The organism is Mycobacterium sp. DL99 (assembly GCF_004762045.1).
Classification (GTDB): domain Bacteria; phylum Actinomycetota; class Actinomycetes; order Mycobacteriales; family Mycobacteriaceae; genus Mycobacterium.
The window spans coordinates 6,470,194-6,487,992 of record NZ_SJOM01000007.1; the positions used below are offsets into that span (position 1 = coordinate 6,470,194).

The following is a 17,799-nucleotide window of genomic DNA, read 5'->3' on the forward strand; positions in this document are numbered from 1 at the left end:
TGTCTCTCTCTTCCCAGCCTCGACTCAGGTCGCCGATCGTCTGGGTGGCCGATTAGGCTGGGGCGACCGGCGGGCGCAGAGTCCATTCCAGCTGCCCAGGTTCTGAATCATTTGGAGGACTTATGCGGAGGCGGCTGTCGAAGCCGGCTATGACGAGCATGGCAATCGCCAGCGTGGCGATGCTCGTCAATGGTTGTGCGGCACAGGTCTGGGGCATGCCATCAGCTCACAGCGTCCCCCAGGCACCGGCTATCGCCCCGCAGCCCCCGTTGGCGCCACTGGACGAGCTCGATGCCCAGCCCACCACGCCATTCGACGGGCTCGAGGCCCGCACCCGTCAAGCCACCGCCGACGCGTCCAAGTCCGGGGCCGACGTCGAGATCGTCGTGCTGGACCGCAACTCCGGCCGGGTCATCTCCAACGGCGCCAACCAACCCTTCCCGATCGCCTCGGTGGTGAAGCTGTTCATCGCCGACGACCTGCTGCTGCAGGAATCGAAGGGCGAGACGAAACTGACTGCTGCCGACCGCAAGTCGCTCGACATCATGCTGCGCTCCTCCGACGACAGCGCGGCCCAGACATTCTGGGACCGCAGCGGAGGAAACGCCGTCATCTCACGCATCGTGGCGCGGTACGGGTTGAAGGGCACCACCGCGCCGTACAACGGACACTGGGACGTCACGCAGAGCACCGCAAGCGACCTGGTCCGTTACTACGACATGCTGTTGGACGGCAGCGGCGGGCTGCCCCCCGAACAGGCCGACGTGATCATGACCAACCTCGCGCAATCCACACCGACGGGAACCGACGGTTACCCGCAGCGCTTCGGCATCCCGGACGGGCTCTACGCCGAGCCGGTCGCGGTCAAGCAGGGCTGGTTCTGCTGCTGGAGCGGCGCCAACCAGCTACACGTGTCCACCGGCACGATCGGACCCGAACGCCGCTACGTGATGGTGATCAGCTCCCTGGAACCCGGTGACGCCTCCGACGCTCGCGACACCGTCACTCAGGCCGTCAAGACGATGTTCCCCGGCGGGCACGTCTAGCGCCGGTTAGTGGCGAGGCGTCGTGGTGATGTGCACGTGGTCGTAGTGTCCGTAACCCGATGCCTGTGGGCCGGATGGCGTGTAATAGGTGCCCCGCCAGATCACATCCTGTAACCCGAATCGGGCCGCGTTACTCATCGCGAACGCGAGGATCTCGTCTCCGAGCGCGATGCCCTCGGGGCTGCTGGGATTGGGAATCATGATGTCGATCGCCAGACCGCTGGGATGCCATGGCTTCGAGTCCGGCCGCACCCCATCGATGTCGGCGATCTGGGGAAACCTCGCGCTGACAGCCCGCGCAGCCACGATGGTGTTGGCCTGTAACCCGGCCTCAGACGCGACGCCGACGGGTAACGACTCCGGGAGATCGACGGGCGGGGCCGCGGCCGCGTTGTCGATCACCGCCCGCTGACCTGGAGTCAACGCCGCGTACTGCGCCTCCGCGGCGGCGATCTGACGCTGCAGTTCACCCCATTTCGCCTGCAGGTCTGTACGCACCGCGGCAGACCGCTCGGCTGCGGCGCGGGCCTCGGCGGCCGACGCCTCAGAGGCCCGGACAGCGGCGGCGGCGCGCTCACGTCCTGCTTGAAAGGCCTTCATCTGTTCAGTCGCCTCGGTGGCCACGACCCGCCGTAGTGACAGGTGGCCGATCAGCTGTTGGGGGGAGCCTGCGGTGAGCACCGCCGCCATTTGACCGGTGCCACCGCTCATGTACGTCATGACCGCCACCCGGTTGGCAGCCGCCTGATGGGGCTGTAGCTGGGCGTTTGCGACCTCGAGGGCCTGCAGGTCGGCGCGGTGGCGATCTTCGGCCGCAGTCTGGGCGGCCAGCCTGGCATCGGCGTCGCGTTGGGCCGTTGTGACGGCCTCGCGGGTCTGCACCGCCTGACGCGACAACTCGTTGAGCTTGGACATCGCGTCGGCCGCGGGGTCCGCGTTCACGTCGCCCGTCGACATCGCCAACGCCAGTACCGCGGCTGCCGAACCGTACGCCGCTCGCCGAAGTGAATGGCGTACCCCGGTCATTCGGATTGTCACGGTCCTTCTGCTGCGGGGACCGATCGTGGTCCGGCTACGTATGTCCCGGACAGGCTACGAACTGGGTCCGACGATGTCTACCCACGCGTCGATGCGATTGCTGCCCAGCCCGGCCCCACCACCGTTGAGGCAACGGGCGCAGGTGACGCAGCTTGAAGTCGAGTCGCGGACGGACTGATACCGACGGTGCCTGCGTCGGGCTGGCGATCCCCTCGGGAGCCGTGTGCGGTGGCCAGGAGAACCGCCGGTGTACGGCCGTCTGGCGGGGAAACTCGTCAAGCCGTCCTGACGCTACGGTGGTCCAGGTTGCATTTCCACCCGCACAGCACGCACCCTGGGCCGTCATCGATCCAGTCGATGCGTCCAACGCCGGGCGCGAAAGGCCTTTATTCGAAAAGAGGACAGCCCGATGCCTGATATTTCCGCCCTCGATTCGACCAACCGCCAGCAATTCCAGACCTGGGACGGCGCCAACGGCGTGTTCTGGTCGGAAAGGGCTGAGAGATTTGACCAAGGCATGGCCGCCTATCACCCCGAACTCCTCAACGCCGCCGGCATCGCCGAGGATTCAGCGGTCCTCGACATCGGGTGCGGGGCCGGCCAAGTCACCCGCGATGCCGCACGGATCGCCCACCGCGGTTTGGTACTAGGGATCGACCTGTCATCGCGACTGCTGGCGCTGGCCAGCTCCCGTGCAGCAGCGGAAGCTCTGAGCAACGTGTCGTTCGTTCAAGCGGACGCGCAGGTACATGACTTCAGCGAGTCCCGATTCGATATCGCGGTGAGCCGGCACGGAACTATGTTTTTCGGCGACCCGCCCATGGCATTCGCCAACATCGCCCGTGCCCTCGGACCAGGCGGGCGGTTCGTTCAGCTGGTGTGGCAACCCCTCGACCGCAATGAGGGCATCCGCACGTTCCGCACCATCTCCGCTGGCGGACGCGATCTACCGGCTCCACCGCCTGACTCGCCGAACCCCTTCTCGCTCAGTGATCCCACTCGCGTGCACCAACTCCTGGGCGGCGCCGGGTTTGTCGATATCGTGATGACCCCACTACAGGCCCCGATGTTTTACGGCCGAGACATCGAAGACGCCTTCGATTTCCTCTACGCTCAGTCTGCGTCGGCGTTCGCCGAGCTCGACGACTGCTCGCGCAGTCGCGCACTAAAGGAGTTGCGCGACAGCATCTCCCAACATCTCACTGATGAAGGCGTTTTCTACAACGCCGCGCACTGGCTCATCCAGGCGTATCGGGGCTGACGCCTTCGCGTCGATATGCCAAATGAGCGAGATGTACTACATCACCGGCGTTAGCCGTTCTCGGCACGATCTGTTCGCCTTCAACCGAGTCCTGCGATGTCTACTCGTGCGCCGTCAGGCGTCGCCCCCTCGGTCCCCGATGAGTTTGGGGCTCTTGCGGTTCCGCTATCGCCGATGAGGCGAAGAGGTTGTCCTTCTGTGGACCCAATCGCCGCAGGGCCTGGATCGACGTGGGTTCCGCGTCAACGGGTCCAGCGTCCGGGGGGCGGCTCGGGCGCCGCGTACGCGGGCAGTGGCAACGGTTCGTCGAGGACAAATGCGCGGAGCAAACGGATAAACGCGTCCGGTTGGTCGTACGGAACGGCGTGCCCAGCGTTGGGGAAGTCGACGAGCGTGGAGCGGGGCAGCACATCGCGGTACTCGCGGGTGACGGCCCAGCGGATGAAGTCGCATTGCGGAGCGATGACGAGGGAACGAACCTCGACGTTGCGCAGTTGCGGTCGTGGATCCGGGATCTTGTCGAAATCAGCTTTGGTGAGCTGATTGACGTAGAAACCCTGGGGGTTCTCGTGTGGCGGCGCGGTCACCCTGTGAGTGCATGAAGTGGCGTCGCGGCCGGCCAGCGCGACGGCGTGCATCCACGAGTCGGCCTCCGAATCGGGCACCAGCGCGTGGGCCGCATTCGCGTTGACCGCCATCAGCAGTGCCTGCGCAAACATCCGCGGGCTGCTGGTCAGCTCGTCGTAACGCGACTGCTGATCCGTCGTCATGTCGTCCCAGGGTTCGCCGACGTCCCCCTCGGCATAGCCGCCGCCCCAGATCGCGCCCGGGGCCACAAACACCGCCTTCGCGACCCGGTCGGGATACGCGGCCAGGTACTGCGCGACAAGGGAACCTCCCCACGACCGACCGACGAGGATGAGCTGTTCGGCCCCGATGGTGCGACGGATCGCCTCAAGGTCCGCGACCTGACGCTCCACCGTATACCCGGTCACGTCGGCCAACCGGTTCGAGCGACCCGCGCCGAGTTGGTCGTACGCGTATACGTCGAACCCGTCTGCGGCGAGTTCGGCTCCTCCGGTGGGGATGCCCTCACCCGGTGTACCCGGACCGCCGTGCAGAAAGATCACCGGTGTGGCCCGATGTGGCGAACCGGTCGCCGCGGGCGCGTGAACATAGGCGGCCCGGGTGCCGGTGGGCAGTTCCCAGTACCGAACGTCCGCCGGCACTGGAGCGGCATTCCGCACCGGGAACGGTTGCAGCACAGTCATACTCGCCCCCACCAGCGTCAACAGGGTGACCGCCGCTGCCGTCACCGTCGCACCGGCGAGCGGGTGCGGGGCCCGCACGATGCGGAATCCGGCGATGGCAGTGCTGAACACCACGGCACTGAAGACGGCCAACCCCACGACCAGAAAAACTCCCGGTGTGGTGATCAGTGCGACCATCCCCAGCGTCGCCGCGACCCCTGCCGCTGCCGCGACGACAACACCGGCCAGCACGACCAACACCCCGACGAACACCCGTCGCCAACGCTGCCGCACCGCGATCACCATTCCTCGCCACACCCGCTTGATACCCACGCAGGAGGCTCACCATAGCGAGGTCGAGGTAGCCGGGACATCGGGGAAACCCCCTGAATTCCGCCTGCGGCGTCGTCTGGATCCGGAATCAGGCCAGTTTTGCGACCGTCAGGCCCTCCGCTGCGCGTTGATCGGCAGGCCAACCAGCACCCGGGCCATCATCCGTGACAACCGACAGAGCTTCTTGTAGGTTTTCACAGCTGGCTGCGTTGGCGAGCACTGCTGACCAGGCCATTTCGAGCCGTCTCATTAGCGCTGCACTCCGATTTGTCTCACGAAGTGCTGCATTACCTAGAGGTTGGCGTCGTCTTTGACGGCTTCAGGTCCTCCGGACTACCGCGGACGAGGCCGCGTGCGATCGTGCATCCGGCGTTGTCGGCGGGCAAGCCGCCAGGCCAAGACCTGCTGCCCGGGGCCGGCCAGTTCCCCGATGGCACTGTGTCGACCGGAGACCGCCATCAGCACGGCTTCCCCCGTTCCGGTCAGCTCTGGTCCCCTGCCGTGATTCCAGTCCAGGTCGGTCGTTGTCAGGCGTATGCCGCGGGCGAGGTGCCACCCCGGCAGCAGACCAATAGCGAAGAAACGAAGAGCGAGGAGCGGCGCCCATCAACTCACTCTTTCACGCAACTTGAGTCGATCGAGAAGAAACCAGCGGCTATAGCCCTGCGCTCGCTCACACCCCGAACGCCTGTCTCATTTCTAGAGATTCGAGGTCGATCAGATCCTGTCTCGAATCTCTAGAATTTCTTGACCCGGATGGTGCTGCGCGTGCGCAATTAGATGCTGCCGACGAAGGCTTGCAGCTGCGCGACTACGGCTGGTGTTGCTTCTACGTCAAGTGCCGTTAGTGAGCCTCGACCTGAGAGCCAACGTATGAGATAGGTTGCGGACCCGGACAATACGACGGCCGCAGAGTCGCCGATATCAGGACCGAAAGTCCACTCGTGCCCGTGGGTCGTGCGGATGATCAACCGGGTAGAGGGCAGATGTTTGGCCTGGTACCGCACTAGTGGCGGAATTGCCAGGGCAAGGTGGTCCGGAGCGCCGTGGGCGAGGCCGTGGGTCGTGGTGAGGTCGTCGTGATGCATCCACACCTCAAAAAGTGTGGAGGCTGCGACCGCCGGGGTTAACAGCAAGCGTGGAGAGCGCTGGCGGATCCGAGCGACGAGTGCGGGATATCCATCACGACGTTCACGGTGTATGGCGGCGGCGATTACCTTGGGCTTTGGGTTGAATTGGACGCCCCGTGCGGCCAGCACTCGGATGCAGAATGCGAGCGTTCCGGCCGCCCGGTCGGCGGCGACGATGTGTGCCGCAAGGTCGAATGCTGTCCAATCACCGCATCCGGCCGAAGCGTGAGGGCCGACAACCTCCAGAGTGTTAGCCAGCATGGCTCGTTCGGCCGCGATGTCCTCTGAAACCGTCACGACGCGTGCCACCGCCCAAAGACGGTCGACGGCATTTGCCATTGCTCTACCCATGTGGGCTTGGTAAGTGCTCGCCCAACGGTGGCCGGACGTTGGGCGGCTGGACCTGTCGGTCGGCGCATTGCGTTGGGGATCATTCGATGAGGTCGTCGGCTGGAGGTCGTAAGCCGCCGTTGGTAAAAGCAGGAAGCACGTCGGTGAAGATGGGCATTAGGTTCGTCGGATCGCCGTCCCAAGGGAGCGCTAGCAGTTGCCCGATGCTGCGTCGACCGCCGAAGGAACGCAGGGCCTCAAAATCCGAGACGTTGAGTGCGACGTGACCGCGCGCAGTGTGTGGGTCACCGAGTTGTACGGAGCCGATGGTGGGAGTGTTCAACCACAGCGCCGGCAGCTGCGCTTGCCGGATGAATTGGTCACCCATCGTCGTCACGAACCCCAGGGCCGCCTTGAACGCGAGATCGCCAGCGCGAGAACCTGGTTCCCTCAGCGCACCGCGAATGTCGTGCTCATGAGTCACGGTGTCGAAAACGAGCTGGCATACCCCAGCATCCGACGCAAGAGCGAGGTTCGCCCCCACGTCGTCGAGCGACTGCCGCCACATGTCGAGCAAGTCATCGATGCCGTGTCCGCCGAGCCGCGCGACCTGCGCGTCCGCCCACGGGCTAGTGCCCTTCTTTTCCAAATTCAGCGCAACGACATCCTGGGCAACGCCAGCCAGGTGCGCAACCACCTGTCGGATGTTCCAGCCGGGACACGCCGGTACTGCCAGATCAGCGATCCCGGCACGCCCGCGAACCAGCGCATCGACACGCTCGAAGATCAGACGATATGCCGTGCCCGCGTCGCCGATCGGCAGGAGCTGAGGCGTTTTGTCGCTTTGCGCCCTGTCATTGCCCTCTCCATTACTTGCGTCCACGAGCAGACCCTACACATAAAATAAGGAAAATAAGAGAAACTTAAGGTAACAGTAAGGTTCCTGACGGAGCCGGCCAATTGTCACACCACCCGGATGACGCGATCTCATAACTAAAGAAACAACGTCGGTCACATCCTGTCTCGCAGGCGTGGCTCTTGAAGGGGGCTTCACCTTCGTGAAGGGTGGGGACATGCAACGCAGCGTGCTCATCCGCACCTTCGCCGCTTTACGGTTCACCACCGGCATTGCCGCATGGCTGGCCCCAACTCAACAGGTCGGCTCTCGCAAGCTGACGTTGGCTGTTGCGATCACCGACGATGCGTCACCTCGGTTACAGACGCGCGCACTGCAGCTGGGCCTGCTCACCGACGTACTCGATGTCATAGCCGCGGTGCGCGGCGTCCGGGCACGCACTCTGTCAACAACCGGCGCCATTGTCGCCGGAGGCGGAGCGGCCCTGTTCGCAGGCATGGGAGTCGCGGCACTCCGCACCGCGACACAGCCGGCAGCGCCTTCGCGGTAAGGAAAATTGCTGTCTCGTTTCTAGAGGACCGAGACACCGGTAACGACATCGCTCCCCATCGCATAGCCACAGGTCGCGGCGTCTCATTTCTTGTCTCACACCGCATGTCTCAAGTTCACCGCACGGGTGCAGCGTTGGTGCAGCCGAACCTGAGAAGGTGCAGTCAAACTTGAGAACCTACAGTTCAGTGCGCCTAGCGCGCCATGTTCGTGAACCGCGAGAAGTGAAGCTGGTGCGCCACAGTGATATTCGCGGTCGGGCCGTTACGGTGCTTGCCCAGGATGATGTCGGCCTCACCGCCACGCGGGTCTTCACGATCGATCGCATCGGGGCGATGCAGCAGCAGGACCATGTCGGCATCCTGTTCCAGCGAGCCCGACTCACGAAGGTCTGAGACCTGTGGCCGCTTGTCGGTGCGCTGTTCCGGCCCACGGTTCAGCTGGCTGATCGCGATCACCGGCACTTCAAGTTCTTTGGCCATCAGTTTCAGGCTTCGGGAGAAGTCCGAGACTTCCTGCTGACGCGACTCGTACTTCTTGCCCGAACTCATCAGCTGCATGTAGTCCACGACCACGAGCTTCAGATCCGCCTTTTGAGCCAGGCGTCGGCCTTTGGCCCGGATCTCCATCATGGTCAGGTTCGGTGAGTCGTCGATGTAGAGCGGCGCCTCACTGATCTCGCTCATCCGGCGGGCCAGCTTGGTCCAGTCGTCATCGCTCATCCGGCCCGAACGCATATCAGCCAGTTTGATTTTCGCCTCAGCCGACAGCAGACGCATGACGATTTCGGACTTGCTCATTTCCAGCGAGAAAATGACGCTGGCCATCCGGTGCTTGATGGAGCAGGACCGCATGAAATCCAAACCCAGGGTCGACTTCCCGACGCCAGGTCTGGCCGCGATGATGATCATCTGCCCGGGGTGCAGACCGTTGGTGATCTCGTCGAATTCAGTGAACCCGGTCGGCACACCCTTGGAGATCCCGCCCGCCGAGGCGATCGCGTCGATCTCATCCATGGTGGGCTGCAGCAGGTCTTCGAGCGCGACGAAGTCCTCGGACGCGCGCCGTTCGGTGACGTCGTAGATCTCGGCCTGGGCCCGGTCCACCACATCGGTGACATCGGCGCCGTCGGCCCCGGCGTAGCCGTACTGGACCACCCGGGTGCCCGCCTCCACCAACCGGCGCAGCAGGGCCTTCTCGGCGACGATGCCGGCATAGAAACCCGCATTGGCAGCGGTCGGCACCGTGGAGATCAGGGTGTGCAAATACGGGGCGCCACCGATGCGGCGCAGCAGGCTCCGGCGATCGAGTTCGGCGGCGACGGTGACGGCGTCGGCGGGTTCACCCCGGCCGTAGAGATCCAGGATCGCGTCGTAGACGTTCTGGTGCGCCGGCCGGTAGAAGTCTCCGGGACGCAACCGCTCCAGTACGTCGGCGATCGCATCCTTGCTCAACAGCATGCCGCCGAGGACCGCCTGCTCGGCCGCCATGTCCTGCGGCGGCTGCCGGCCGAAGTCCTCCCCAGGCGGAGGGCCATCCATCTCCGAATCCGGATGCCCCAGGTCGTCCACCACCGCCACGGACTCCCCACCCCCTTCCGAGCCCCACCTCGCGATGGGCTCGAACGTTTATTCGAATCGGTACTGCAACTGTAAAACAGGGCTCCGACAAAGCTTTCATGACGGCGCTGCGACGCATCACGGTAGACGTTGCTGGCGCCGCCCGAAACCACCCCTGTTGATCAACCTGTGGATGGTGTGGGGATAGGTCTCGGTCGCAGTGTTGAGGCTCTGGGGAGAACCTGTGGATCATTCCAGAACAATCTGTTGTTTTCCCAGGTCAGGGTCCCACAAAGGCTGTCAGTGATTGTGTATGGAAAGTTCTTCGGCGTGTCGTGCCGGGTTGCCGTCCCGGGCGTGTTGTGTTGCGCACAGGAACCGCGCCGGTTAACACCCGGTGAGCTTCGCTGTCCAGAGTTTTCCGCTGTGGGTTCGCCAGAGATACAGCAAACGCCCGGGCGGAAACCTGTGCAGGCTCCCACCCGGGCGATTGAGTGCTGGCGGATTTACTCCGCTACGGGATTACTCCGCGACGACATTCAGCGACACCTTGGCTTCCACCCCGGTGTGCAGCTTCACGGTGATCGGATGCGTACCGACCGACTTGATGTGCGCCTTGGGCAGCTGCACGGTGCGCTTGTCCAAGTTGGGGCCGCCGGCCTTCTTGATCACGGCCACGACATCCGCAGCGGTGACCGAGCCGAACAGCTTGCCCGTGTCGGCAGCGGCCTGAACCGGCAGCGACACCTCGCCCAGACCCTCCAGCGCGGTCTTGAGCTCGTTGGCGTGCTCGACGCCACGGATGGACTTCGCATCGCGCGCCCGGCGGATCTCGTCGGCCTGGCGCTCGGCACCACGGGAGGCCACGATGGCCAGCCCGCGGGGCAGCAGATAGTTACGGCCGTAGCCGTCCTTGACCTCGACGGCGTCGCCCGCGACACCCAGGTGCTCCACCTCAGCGGTGAGAATCAGCTTCATTGGTCTATCCCCTACCGCGTCGACGAGCCGAACGGCAGCAGAGCCACCTCGCGGGCATTCTTCACCGCGATGGCGACATCGCGCTGGTGCTGGACGCAGTTGCCGGTCACCCGACGGGCACGGATCTTGCCGCGCTCGCTGATGTAGGTGCGCAGCAGCGCGGTGTCCTTGTAATCGATGATCTGCCCCTTGCCCTTCTTGGAGCAGAACACGCACTTCCGAGTCTTGACCGGCTTTTCCGGTGCCGGCCGCCTCTTAGTGGTCTTGGCCATTGGTTATCTCTTCCTTGCAAAAATTTCGATGTTGATCAGAACGGCGGCTCGTCGTCGGCCCCGCTGAAGGAGCCTGACGCCGGTGCACTACCCCACGGATCGTCCTTGGGCTCGGCAGGGCGCGAAGCGCCACCGCCACCGCCACCGCCGAAGCCGCCGCCACCACCGCCACTGCGGCTGGCCTTGTTGACCTTGGCCGTGGCGTAGCGCAGGGACGGACCGATCTCGTCGACCTCGACCTCGACAACGGTGCGCTTCTCACCCTCACGGGTTTCGAAGGAGCGCTGCTTGAGCCGACCGGTGACGATCACCCGCGAACCCCGGGTGAGACTCTCCGCCACGTTCTCGGCGGCCTCACGCCAGATGTTGCACCGCAAGAACAGCGCCTCGCCGTCCTTCCACTCGTTGCTCTGCCGATCGAACATCCTCGGCGTAGAGGCAACGGTGAAGTTGGCGACAGCCGCGCCGGACGGAGTGAAACGCAATTCCGGGTCAGCGGTCAGGTTTCCGATAACTGTGATGGTGGTGTCACCAGCCACGAGATCCTCCTGGGATAGGCATGTCCGTTTGCGCGAAGCCTACGTAGCCCCGCCGACGACTGACAGCCTTTAGTGCTTGTCGGTCCGCATCACCTTGGTCCGCAGCACGGACTCGTTCAGGTTGAGCTGACGGTCGAGCTCGGACACGGTGGCCGGTTCAGCCTTGACATCGACGATGGCGTAGATGCCCTCGGCGTGCTTGGCGATCTCGTAGGCCAGCCGGCGGCGGCCCCAGATATCGACCTTGTCGACACTGCCACCGTCCTTGCGGATGACGTTCAGGAACGCCTCCAGCGAGGGAGCTACGGTGCGCTCGTCGAGTGTCGGGTCGAGAATGACCATGATTTCGTATGGACGCATAAGGAACCCATCACCTCCTATGGTCGTTGCGGCCACGGCGTGTCCGTGGCAGGAGGGTCGCCTGCGTCGGCAACCGGGTTAGGCTACCGGAAACAGCCCTGATCTGCGAAATCCGCATAGCTTGGGCCTGTCGAACATCGAAGATCGAGGGGCGATCTGTGACCTTTCCCAACGGGCCGTTCGGTCAGGGGTTTCCTGACCAGCCCGGGTATCCGCCACAGCCGGGCTATCCACAACAACCGGTTATCCCGGTGCTGTCCGGCAATTCGGGCGAACCGCAGGCCAATGCGGTGGCGGCCGGAGAACCCAGCGGTGCCACGGGAATCACCGCCGCCGTGCTCGCGGCCTTCGGCGCTGTGGCAGGCCTCGGCAGCGGCGTGATCGCGGCCATCGCCATCGCGGCAGCGGCCACCAGCTCCGCCGCCTCCGGCCGGGAAGTGGCGGTGCTGATCAGTGTGCTCGTGCTCAACTCCGGCTTCGGCCTGATGAACGCCATCGGAGCGGTGCTGCTGTACGAACGAAAGATGCGCGGTCGCCGGCTTGTCGTCGGGGCGTGCGCCATGGCAATCCTCAGTACCCTCGTCATCTTCGTCGCGACTGCCGCCCAGGCATCCTCCTTCGGTTCCCACGGCCGCAGCATCTTCACGTTGGTGACTCTCGTCTTCCCCATCGTGACACTCGTGTTGGCCCTACTGCCGTCGACTGGGGCATGGATCGAAGCGAAGCAGAAACCGGTTGCGCCCCAGCCCTACCCGCCGTATCCGGGCTGGTGACCCTCGCTAATCTGCGAATCCGTATGTGCGGGTACGCCCTTCTCCCACGATCGGAGCCACAGTGACCTCTCCCCATGGACCCGAGGGTCAGGATTATCCCCATCAGCCCGGTTACGCGGAGCAGCTCGGCCTCCAACAACCTGACCATCCGGAGGGCGAATCGCAGCCGAACGAACTGGCGCCGGCGCCCACCGCATCGCCGAGCGGGGTCACGGCGATCCTCACAGCTGTCCTGGCCGGGATCGGCGCCCTGCTGACCCTCAGCAACGGCATCCTCGGCCTGACCGGACTCGCCGCTCTGGCCGGTGACGCGGGCTTGCGAACCCTGGCCCTGAGAACCCCCGGAGTGCTCGCAATGACGGTCCTCGCGACGCTGCTGAGCGTCGCCTGCGGACTCCTGCTCCTCGCCGGCACGGTGGCGCTGTTGCGACACAAGATGATTGGCCGCCGCCTCATCGTCATCGGCTGCGGATTGATCATCGCGGGAAGCCTGATCAGTCTCGGCCTGAGTCTGGCCGCGACATCCAGCTACGGGGCCGGTGCCATCAACGGGCTGGCAATCCTGAGCCTCGCACTGCCGATTGGCATCATCGTGACGGCTTCACTGCCGTCAACCACGGCGTGGATCCGGGGGGATCTGTGACCTTTCCCAATTGGCCCGAAGGTCAGGGGTTTCCCGAGCAACAGAACTTTTCGCAACAGCCCAGTTTCCAGGTCCAGCCGCCGGTCTACTCGAACCAGCCCGGATTCGGGCAACCCCAGCCGCAACCGGGGCCAACCTGCCCGACCAGCCGTGCCACCGGGGTCTCCGCCGCCGTCCTGGCGGGCGTGGCCGCGGTGGTGGTTTTCGTTCTCCTCCTGGCCGGGGTGGTCGGAACGTTCGTGGATCTGAGCAACGGCCGGGGGAAACTCGGCGAAGCGCTGATAACGATCGCCATCACATCTCTGGTGCTCGGCGGGTACGGACTGCTCATGCTCAGCGGCGCGAAAAAGCTCTACCAGGCCAAAAGGACTGGTCGCCGGATGGTGGTCGTGGGTGCCGTGCTGACCATCCCGGTCCCCGTCATCGGCATGGCCGCGACCTACACCGACGCGACCCGCGACGGCCGCCCCGCCGGCTTCCTGCTCTGGATCCTGGTTCTCATCTACGTGCTCGCCACGCTCGTACTGGCCATGCTGCCTTCGACCGGCGCCTGGATCCGAGCGAACGAGCCTCCTTCTGCACCTCAGGACACCCCGCCTCCGCCGTTTCCACCCTCCCAGGGGTATCCGATGCAATACCCGGGATGTCCACCGCATCACGGCTGATCCCACCCGTTGTCACGCCGGCGTGGCCGCCGGCACCGAGCGTCACTCTGGCGTGTCAAACGGAGGCTGAGTCGGCCAACTCAGGCTCGGGGTCCGGCTTGAGATCGATCCGGACTCGGTCAGCCGAGGGCCGCAGCCAGTCCGGCAACCACCGCGGGGGGTTGTCGGGCGCGCGGTCGAACACCCCGCCGGTGGGGTCGTCGATGCGGCCGCCGTGGCGGACCAGATCGAGCTCCGGACGATAGATCTGGCGAATGACCAACGCACACAACACGATCACCGCGAGGTCGCGCAGCAGCACGGTGGTGGTGAACCACTGCTCGGGCAGTCCCTTGTTCTGTTCGCCGTACAGATAAAGCATGCGCGGCACCCACACCAGGGCGTCGATCGTCATCCACGCCAACAGAATTCGGCGATGCGGGAGCGCCAGCACCGCCAGCGGCACCAGCCACAGTGAGAACTGCGGGCTCCACACCTTGTTGGTCAGCAGGAAGGCGGCCACCACCAGGAACGCCAGTTGCGCCACCCGGGGTCGCTGGGGTGCCGTCAACGCGATGTAGCCGATCGCAATACAGCAGGCCGCGAACAACACCGCCGTGACCGTGTTGAGCACCGTCGGCGGCTGCCAGAAACCGAGGTCCGGGTCGAAGCCGCGCCAATCACTGAACGACTTCACCACGTTGTAGAGCGAGTCCATGTCGTCGCCGCGACGGGTGTTGAGCCGGAAGAACTCTGACCACCCCCGCGGGAAGAGCACCATGATCGGGAGGTTGATCAGCAACCACGTCACGACCGCGGTCAGCGCCGCCTTGCCGACCTCACGCAGACGGCCGGTGCGCAGCCCGAGCAGCACCAGCGGGACGAACAGCAGCAGCGGATACAGCTTGGCCGCCACGCCAATTCCGATCAACGCCCCGGCCCACACCGGTTTTCGCCGAGCCCACGCCAGCATCGCGCCCGCGGCGGCTGCGGTGGCCAGCGCGTCGAAGTTGGTGAACACCTGGAAGATCACAATCGGGGACCCCGCCACCAGCGCGGCATCCCACACCCGCCGACCGGCCATGCGCGAGGTGGCCCAGATCGTGGCCAACCAGGCCAGCGCCAGGCCGAAAGCCGAGATGTTGAAGAACATCACCACTTCGGCCACCAGCGGGACCGACACCAGCTTGGTCACCGCGGTGTAGGTCTTGGCCAGTGACATCGACACGTACTGGTAAACCCCGGTGAGCACCGGATACTCCATGTAGCGGATCGCCGGGCTGCCGTCGTACTGCATGCGCGGCTTGCCGGTCGAGTCGTTCTCGACCCAACTGGATTTGTACGGAAACTTGCCGAGGTTCAACAGCTCCGCGGTGTACAGCGGAACCGTGTCGGAGTAGCACAGCTCGTAGTAAGCCCGGTTGTTCTCCCAGTTGGCCACCCGCTCGCCTGCGGTGCCCTTGCCCGTCGTCTGCAGGCAGGCGGCCTTGGTCGTATATCCCAACGCCAGGAACACCACGGCGATCACAAACATCACTCGCAGCGGGGTCATGAACCGTGAGCGCCCGATCAACGCATGACGGCCGACGGGTCCACCGACCGTCTGCGACAGCGCCTCGGCCAGCCGGTCATTGCGGCTGGGTAGGTCGCGGTCGTCGGCGCTCCGCTCGTCCTCGGCGAGCGGAGCCGGCGATACCCGGTCCGTCACGGAGGCGGCGGTGGCACCGGACCGCCCGGCGCAAAGGGAGCTCCCGGCGGCGGTCCGATCGGCACGGTCGTCGGGGGGCCGATGGGGATCGTGATGCCCGGGGCCACTTCGATGGTCGGCTGAATCACGGTCTCCGAGGGCATCACCGCGATCGGCGGGCCGCCCGGCATACCGGGAGCGGGCGGGGGCGGAGGGGCCTGCGGCACACCCGCATAGCCACCGATCTCGGTCGGCTTCGGGAACGTCTCGTTGTCGCTACCCTTCAGCGCACCGTCCATCGTGGCTTTCCAGATGTCCGACGGCAGCCCGGATCCGTAGACCGGGCCACCACCCGGAGTCTTCAAGGGGTTCACACCGTCCGAGGTACCCAACCAGACCGCGGTCGAAAGCGACGGCGTGTATCCGACCATCCAGGCGTCGCGATTGTCGCCGGTGTCGCCGAGCTGGTTGGTGCCCGTCTTGGCGGCCGAGGCGCGCCCGCCGGCCAGGTTGTGTCCGCGCGACCAACCGGCGATCGGCTGCATGGCCGCTGAGACGTTGTCGGCGACCGCCTTGTCGATGCGCTGTTCACCGTTGTCCTGGCTGGATGCGTCGAACAGCACCTGCCCCGAGGAGTTCACGACCTTCTGCACGAAGTGCGGCTTGTGATAGACGCCGGAGGCCGCCAGCGTCGCGTACGCCGAGGCCATGTCGATCACCCGGGACTGGTACTGGCCCAGCACCACACCGTTGTTCGGCGGGCCGCCCTTGCCGTCTTCGGACAGTGTGTGCTCGACGCCCGGGAAACTCTCGGCCACGCCGGCATCATGTGCGGCCTTGGCCACGTCCTCGGGACCGTGCTCGAGCTTGAGCATCAGGCGGTAGTAGCTGGTGTTGAGCGACCGCTTGAGCGCCTCGGCGATCGAGCAGGTGCCGCACCCTTCACCTTCGACGTTGCTGATCTTGATGCCGTTGACGGTGATCGGCCCGCTGTCGACCTGGTAGCCCAGGCCGATGCCCTGCTGCAGGGCCGCGACGAGCGCGAACACCTTGAACGACGAACCCGTCGGCAGACCGGCCTGGGCGAAGTCGAAGCCATTGGCGTCCGAGCCGCCGTAGTAGGCCTTGACCGCACCGTCATGCGGATCGATCGAGACCACCGCGGTCCGCATGTCGGGGTCTTGCCCGTCCATGTACTTCGACACCGCGTTCTCCGCGGCCTGCTGGGCCTGCGGGTCGATCGTGGTGGTGACCTGCAGACCCTCGGTGTTCAGGGCCTGCTCGCTGATGTCGAACAGATCCAGCAGTTCCTTGGTGACCTGCCGCTCGATCAGTCCGTTCGGGCCGGTGGTCTGGTTCGCCTGGCGGGCCTGGTCCGGCGGCACGGTCGGCGGGAACACCTGACCGGCCCGGTCCTGGGCTGACAGCGCGCCCATGTCGACCATGCCGTCGAGCACCCAGTTCCACCGCTCGGCAGCGCCCTCCGGGTCCACCGAGGGGTCCAGCGTCGACGGGCGCTGGATCAGCGCGGCCATCAAGGCACCCTCGGCGACGTTGAGTTGCTCGACCGGCTTGTCGAAGTACGCCTTGGCCGCCGCCGCGATCCCGTACGAGCCGCGGCCGAAATAGATCATGTTCAGATACGCCTGCATCACAGCGTCTTTGGACCATTCGCTGGCCATCTTGGTCGAGATGACCAACTCCTTGGCCTTGCGGATCAAACCGCCGACGCCTGAGCGCTCGTCACCGACCAATGCGTTCTTGACGTACTGCTGAGTGATGGTCGATCCGCCCTGCAGATCACCGCCCACCAGGTTGTTCTTGATCGCGCGCAACAGCGCGGTGAACGAGAAGCCCGGATTGGTGTAGAAATCGCGGTCCTCGGCAGCCATCACCGCATTGCGGACGTGCTCCGGGATCTTGTCGATGCCGACGTCGACCCGGTTGCCTTCCGGCGGCACGATCTTGGCGATCTCGCTGCCGTCGCTGGCCAGGATCGTCGAAACCTGGTTGGTGCGGATGTCACCGGGCTGCGGGACGTCGACGATCATGTACGCCATACCGAAAGTCACCAGCGGAAGCAGGATCATTGCCGCCACCGCGGCTATCGACAGGCGTCGCACCAACTTCCAGTTGATGTGGAATTGCCGCGTCGGTTTGGGGCCCGGCCCAGACGGACCCGAGGGGCCCGATCCACGGCCGCCTCCCGGCGGCGGGGGCGGAGGCGGAGATTTGGGTGGCTGCGGTTTGGGTGGCGGGGTGCCGCCCATCGCCGCCCTGACGACATCGAGCGGGGCCGGCCCGCCGTCACGTACCGGCGGTAGCACCGTGGTGAGCCGATCGTCGGGCGGTACCACCGGACGACCGGGACGACCCGCGGGACCGTTCTCCCGTCCCGTGGGTGCCTTCTCGCGACCCGGAGGCCGGTTCTCCCGCATCGCCGGCTTCTCCAGCATCGGGGGCTTCTCCCGCGCAGGCGGGTTCTCCCGAGCCGGTGTGTTCTCTCGCGCAGGCGGCCGGTTTTCGCGCGCGCCGAGGCGGTCAGCCGCAT

The 17,799-nt window shown here is 65.2% G+C and carries 17 protein-coding genes; 6 read left to right on the top strand and 11 right to left on the bottom strand.

Annotated features, from left to right (window positions below; all coding sequences use genetic code 11):
* The first annotated feature begins 122 nt into the window (after positions 1–122).
* Positions 123–1,046, top strand: a complete 924-nt coding sequence (locus EYZ64_RS31475; protein ID WP_135459641.1) for a serine hydrolase — start codon at positions 123–125, stop codon at positions 1,044–1,046.
* 6 nt (positions 1,047–1,052) lie between these two features.
* Here EYZ64_RS31475 and EYZ64_RS31480 read toward each other — a convergent pair whose 3' ends face one another.
* Positions 1,053–2,072: a VldE C-terminal domain-containing protein gene (locus tag EYZ64_RS31480; RefSeq protein ID WP_135460363.1), complete on the bottom strand. Its 1,020-nt coding sequence runs from the start codon at positions 2,070–2,072 to the stop codon at positions 1,053–1,055.
* 421 nt (positions 2,073–2,493) lie between these two features.
* On the opposite strand from EYZ64_RS31480, the gene EYZ64_RS31485 reads away from it, so the two are divergent.
* On the top strand, positions 2,494–3,345 hold the full coding sequence (locus tag EYZ64_RS31485; protein WP_135459642.1) for a class I SAM-dependent methyltransferase: 852 nt from the start codon (positions 2,494–2,496) through the stop codon (positions 3,343–3,345).
* 242 nt (positions 3,346–3,587) lie between these two features.
* Here EYZ64_RS31485 and EYZ64_RS31490 read toward each other — a convergent pair whose 3' ends face one another.
* From EYZ64_RS31490 to EYZ64_RS31505, 3 genes are all read right to left on the bottom strand, one after another.
* Entirely contained in the window at positions 3,588–4,928 is a 1,341-nt protein-coding gene (locus EYZ64_RS31490; RefSeq protein ID WP_135459643.1) for an alpha/beta fold hydrolase, read from the bottom strand.
* Positions 4,929–5,704: 776 nt separating this feature from the next.
* Positions 5,705–6,397, bottom strand: coding sequence for a maleylpyruvate isomerase family mycothiol-dependent enzyme (locus tag EYZ64_RS31500; RefSeq protein WP_167858050.1), 693 nt, complete (start codon positions 6,395–6,397; stop codon positions 5,705–5,707).
* Positions 6,398–6,488: 91 nt separating this feature from the next.
* Entirely contained in the window at positions 6,489–7,271 is a 783-nt protein-coding gene (locus EYZ64_RS31505; protein WP_167858051.1) for a maleylpyruvate isomerase family mycothiol-dependent enzyme, read from the bottom strand.
* A gap of 190 nt (positions 7,272–7,461) precedes the next feature.
* On the opposite strand from EYZ64_RS31505, the gene EYZ64_RS31510 reads away from it, so the two are divergent.
* Positions 7,462–7,794 carry a hypothetical protein gene (locus EYZ64_RS31510; RefSeq protein WP_135459646.1) on the top strand — a complete coding sequence of 111 codons (333 nt, stop codon included), beginning with the start codon at positions 7,462–7,464 and terminating at the stop codon, positions 7,792–7,794.
* Positions 7,795–7,987: 193 nt separating this feature from the next.
* On the opposite strand, the gene dnaB is transcribed toward EYZ64_RS31510, so the two are convergent.
* From dnaB to rpsF, 5 genes are all read right to left on the bottom strand, one after another.
* Positions 7,988–9,373, bottom strand: coding sequence for a replicative DNA helicase (gene dnaB / locus EYZ64_RS31515; RefSeq protein WP_135459647.1), 1,386 nt, complete (start codon positions 9,371–9,373; stop codon positions 7,988–7,990).
* Positions 9,374–9,874: 501 nt separating this feature from the next.
* Complete coding sequence (gene rplI, locus EYZ64_RS31525) at positions 9,875–10,330, bottom strand: 50S ribosomal protein L9 (RefSeq protein ID WP_044514249.1); 456 nt, start codon at positions 10,328–10,330, stop codon at positions 9,875–9,877.
* 11 nt (positions 10,331–10,341) lie between these two features.
* A complete protein-coding gene (gene rpsR, locus EYZ64_RS31530) occupies positions 10,342–10,602 on the bottom strand; it encodes a 30S ribosomal protein S18 (RefSeq protein ID WP_135459648.1) in 261 nt (86 codons plus the stop codon).
* Between the two features lie 35 nt (positions 10,603–10,637).
* Complete coding sequence (locus tag EYZ64_RS31535; protein ID WP_135459649.1) at positions 10,638–11,141, bottom strand: single-stranded DNA-binding protein; 504 nt, start codon at positions 11,139–11,141, stop codon at positions 10,638–10,640.
* Positions 11,142–11,210: 69 nt separating this feature from the next.
* On the bottom strand, positions 11,211–11,501 hold the full coding sequence (gene rpsF / locus EYZ64_RS31540; protein ID WP_135459650.1) for a 30S ribosomal protein S6: 291 nt from the start codon (positions 11,499–11,501) through the stop codon (positions 11,211–11,213).
* A gap of 158 nt (positions 11,502–11,659) precedes the next feature.
* On the opposite strand from rpsF, the gene EYZ64_RS31545 reads away from it, so the two are divergent.
* From EYZ64_RS31545 to EYZ64_RS31555, 3 genes are all read left to right on the top strand, one after another.
* Complete coding sequence (locus tag EYZ64_RS31545) at positions 11,660–12,274, top strand: hypothetical protein (protein ID WP_135459651.1); 615 nt, start codon at positions 11,660–11,662, stop codon at positions 12,272–12,274.
* A 61-nt stretch (positions 12,275–12,335) separates the two neighbouring features.
* Positions 12,336–12,917, top strand: coding sequence for a hypothetical protein (locus EYZ64_RS31550; RefSeq protein ID WP_135459652.1), 582 nt, complete (start codon positions 12,336–12,338; stop codon positions 12,915–12,917).
* Positions 12,914–13,582, top strand: a complete 669-nt coding sequence (locus EYZ64_RS31555; RefSeq protein ID WP_135459653.1) for a hypothetical protein — start codon at positions 12,914–12,916, stop codon at positions 13,580–13,582. The genes EYZ64_RS31550 and EYZ64_RS31555 overlap by 4 nt, the downstream gene beginning before the upstream one ends.
* A 55-nt stretch (positions 13,583–13,637) precedes the next feature.
* Here the strand turns inward: EYZ64_RS31555 and EYZ64_RS31560 are convergent, their stop codons facing one another.
* Together EYZ64_RS31560 and EYZ64_RS31565 are read right to left on the bottom strand one after the other, a co-directional pair.
* A complete protein-coding gene (locus EYZ64_RS31560; protein ID WP_135459654.1) occupies positions 13,638–15,269 on the bottom strand; it encodes a glycosyltransferase family 87 protein in 1,632 nt (543 codons plus the stop codon).
* Complete coding sequence (locus EYZ64_RS31565) at positions 15,266–17,686, bottom strand: transglycosylase domain-containing protein (RefSeq protein ID WP_135460364.1); 2,421 nt, start codon at positions 17,684–17,686, stop codon at positions 15,266–15,268. Before EYZ64_RS31565 ends, EYZ64_RS31560 begins: the two co-directional genes overlap by 4 nt.
* Positions 17,687–17,799: the final 113 nt, after the last annotated feature.

What these genes read in the sequence shown, in the direction of transcription:
- EYZ64_RS31475 (WP_135459641.1), top strand. Translation starts at nt 123, where the DNA reads ATGCGGAGGCGGCTGTCGAAGCCGGCTATGACGAGCATGGCAATCGCC.
- EYZ64_RS31480 (WP_135460363.1), bottom strand. Translation starts at nt 2,072, where the DNA reads ATGACCGGGGTACGCCATTCACTTCGGCGAGCGGCGTACGGTTCGGCA.
- EYZ64_RS31485 (WP_135459642.1), top strand. Translation starts at nt 2,494, where the DNA reads ATGCCTGATATTTCCGCCCTCGATTCGACCAACCGCCAGCAATTCCAG.
- EYZ64_RS31500 (WP_167858050.1), bottom strand. Translation starts at nt 6,397, where the DNA reads ATGGCAAATGCCGTCGACCGTCTTTGGGCGGTGGCACGCGTCGTGACG.
- EYZ64_RS31510 (WP_135459646.1), top strand. Translation starts at nt 7,462, where the DNA reads ATGCAACGCAGCGTGCTCATCCGCACCTTCGCCGCTTTACGGTTCACC.
- rplI (WP_044514249.1), bottom strand. Translation starts at nt 10,330, where the DNA reads ATGAAGCTGATTCTCACCGCTGAGGTGGAGCACCTGGGTGTCGCGGGC.
- rpsR (WP_135459648.1), bottom strand. Translation starts at nt 10,602, where the DNA reads ATGGCCAAGACCACTAAGAGGCGGCCGGCACCGGAAAAGCCGGTCAAG.
- rpsF (WP_135459650.1), bottom strand. Translation starts at nt 11,501, where the DNA reads ATGCGTCCATACGAAATCATGGTCATTCTCGACCCGACACTCGACGAG.
- EYZ64_RS31565 (WP_135460364.1), bottom strand. Translation starts at nt 17,686, where the DNA reads ATGCGGGAGAACCGGCCTCCGGGTCGCGAGAAGGCACCCACGGGACGG.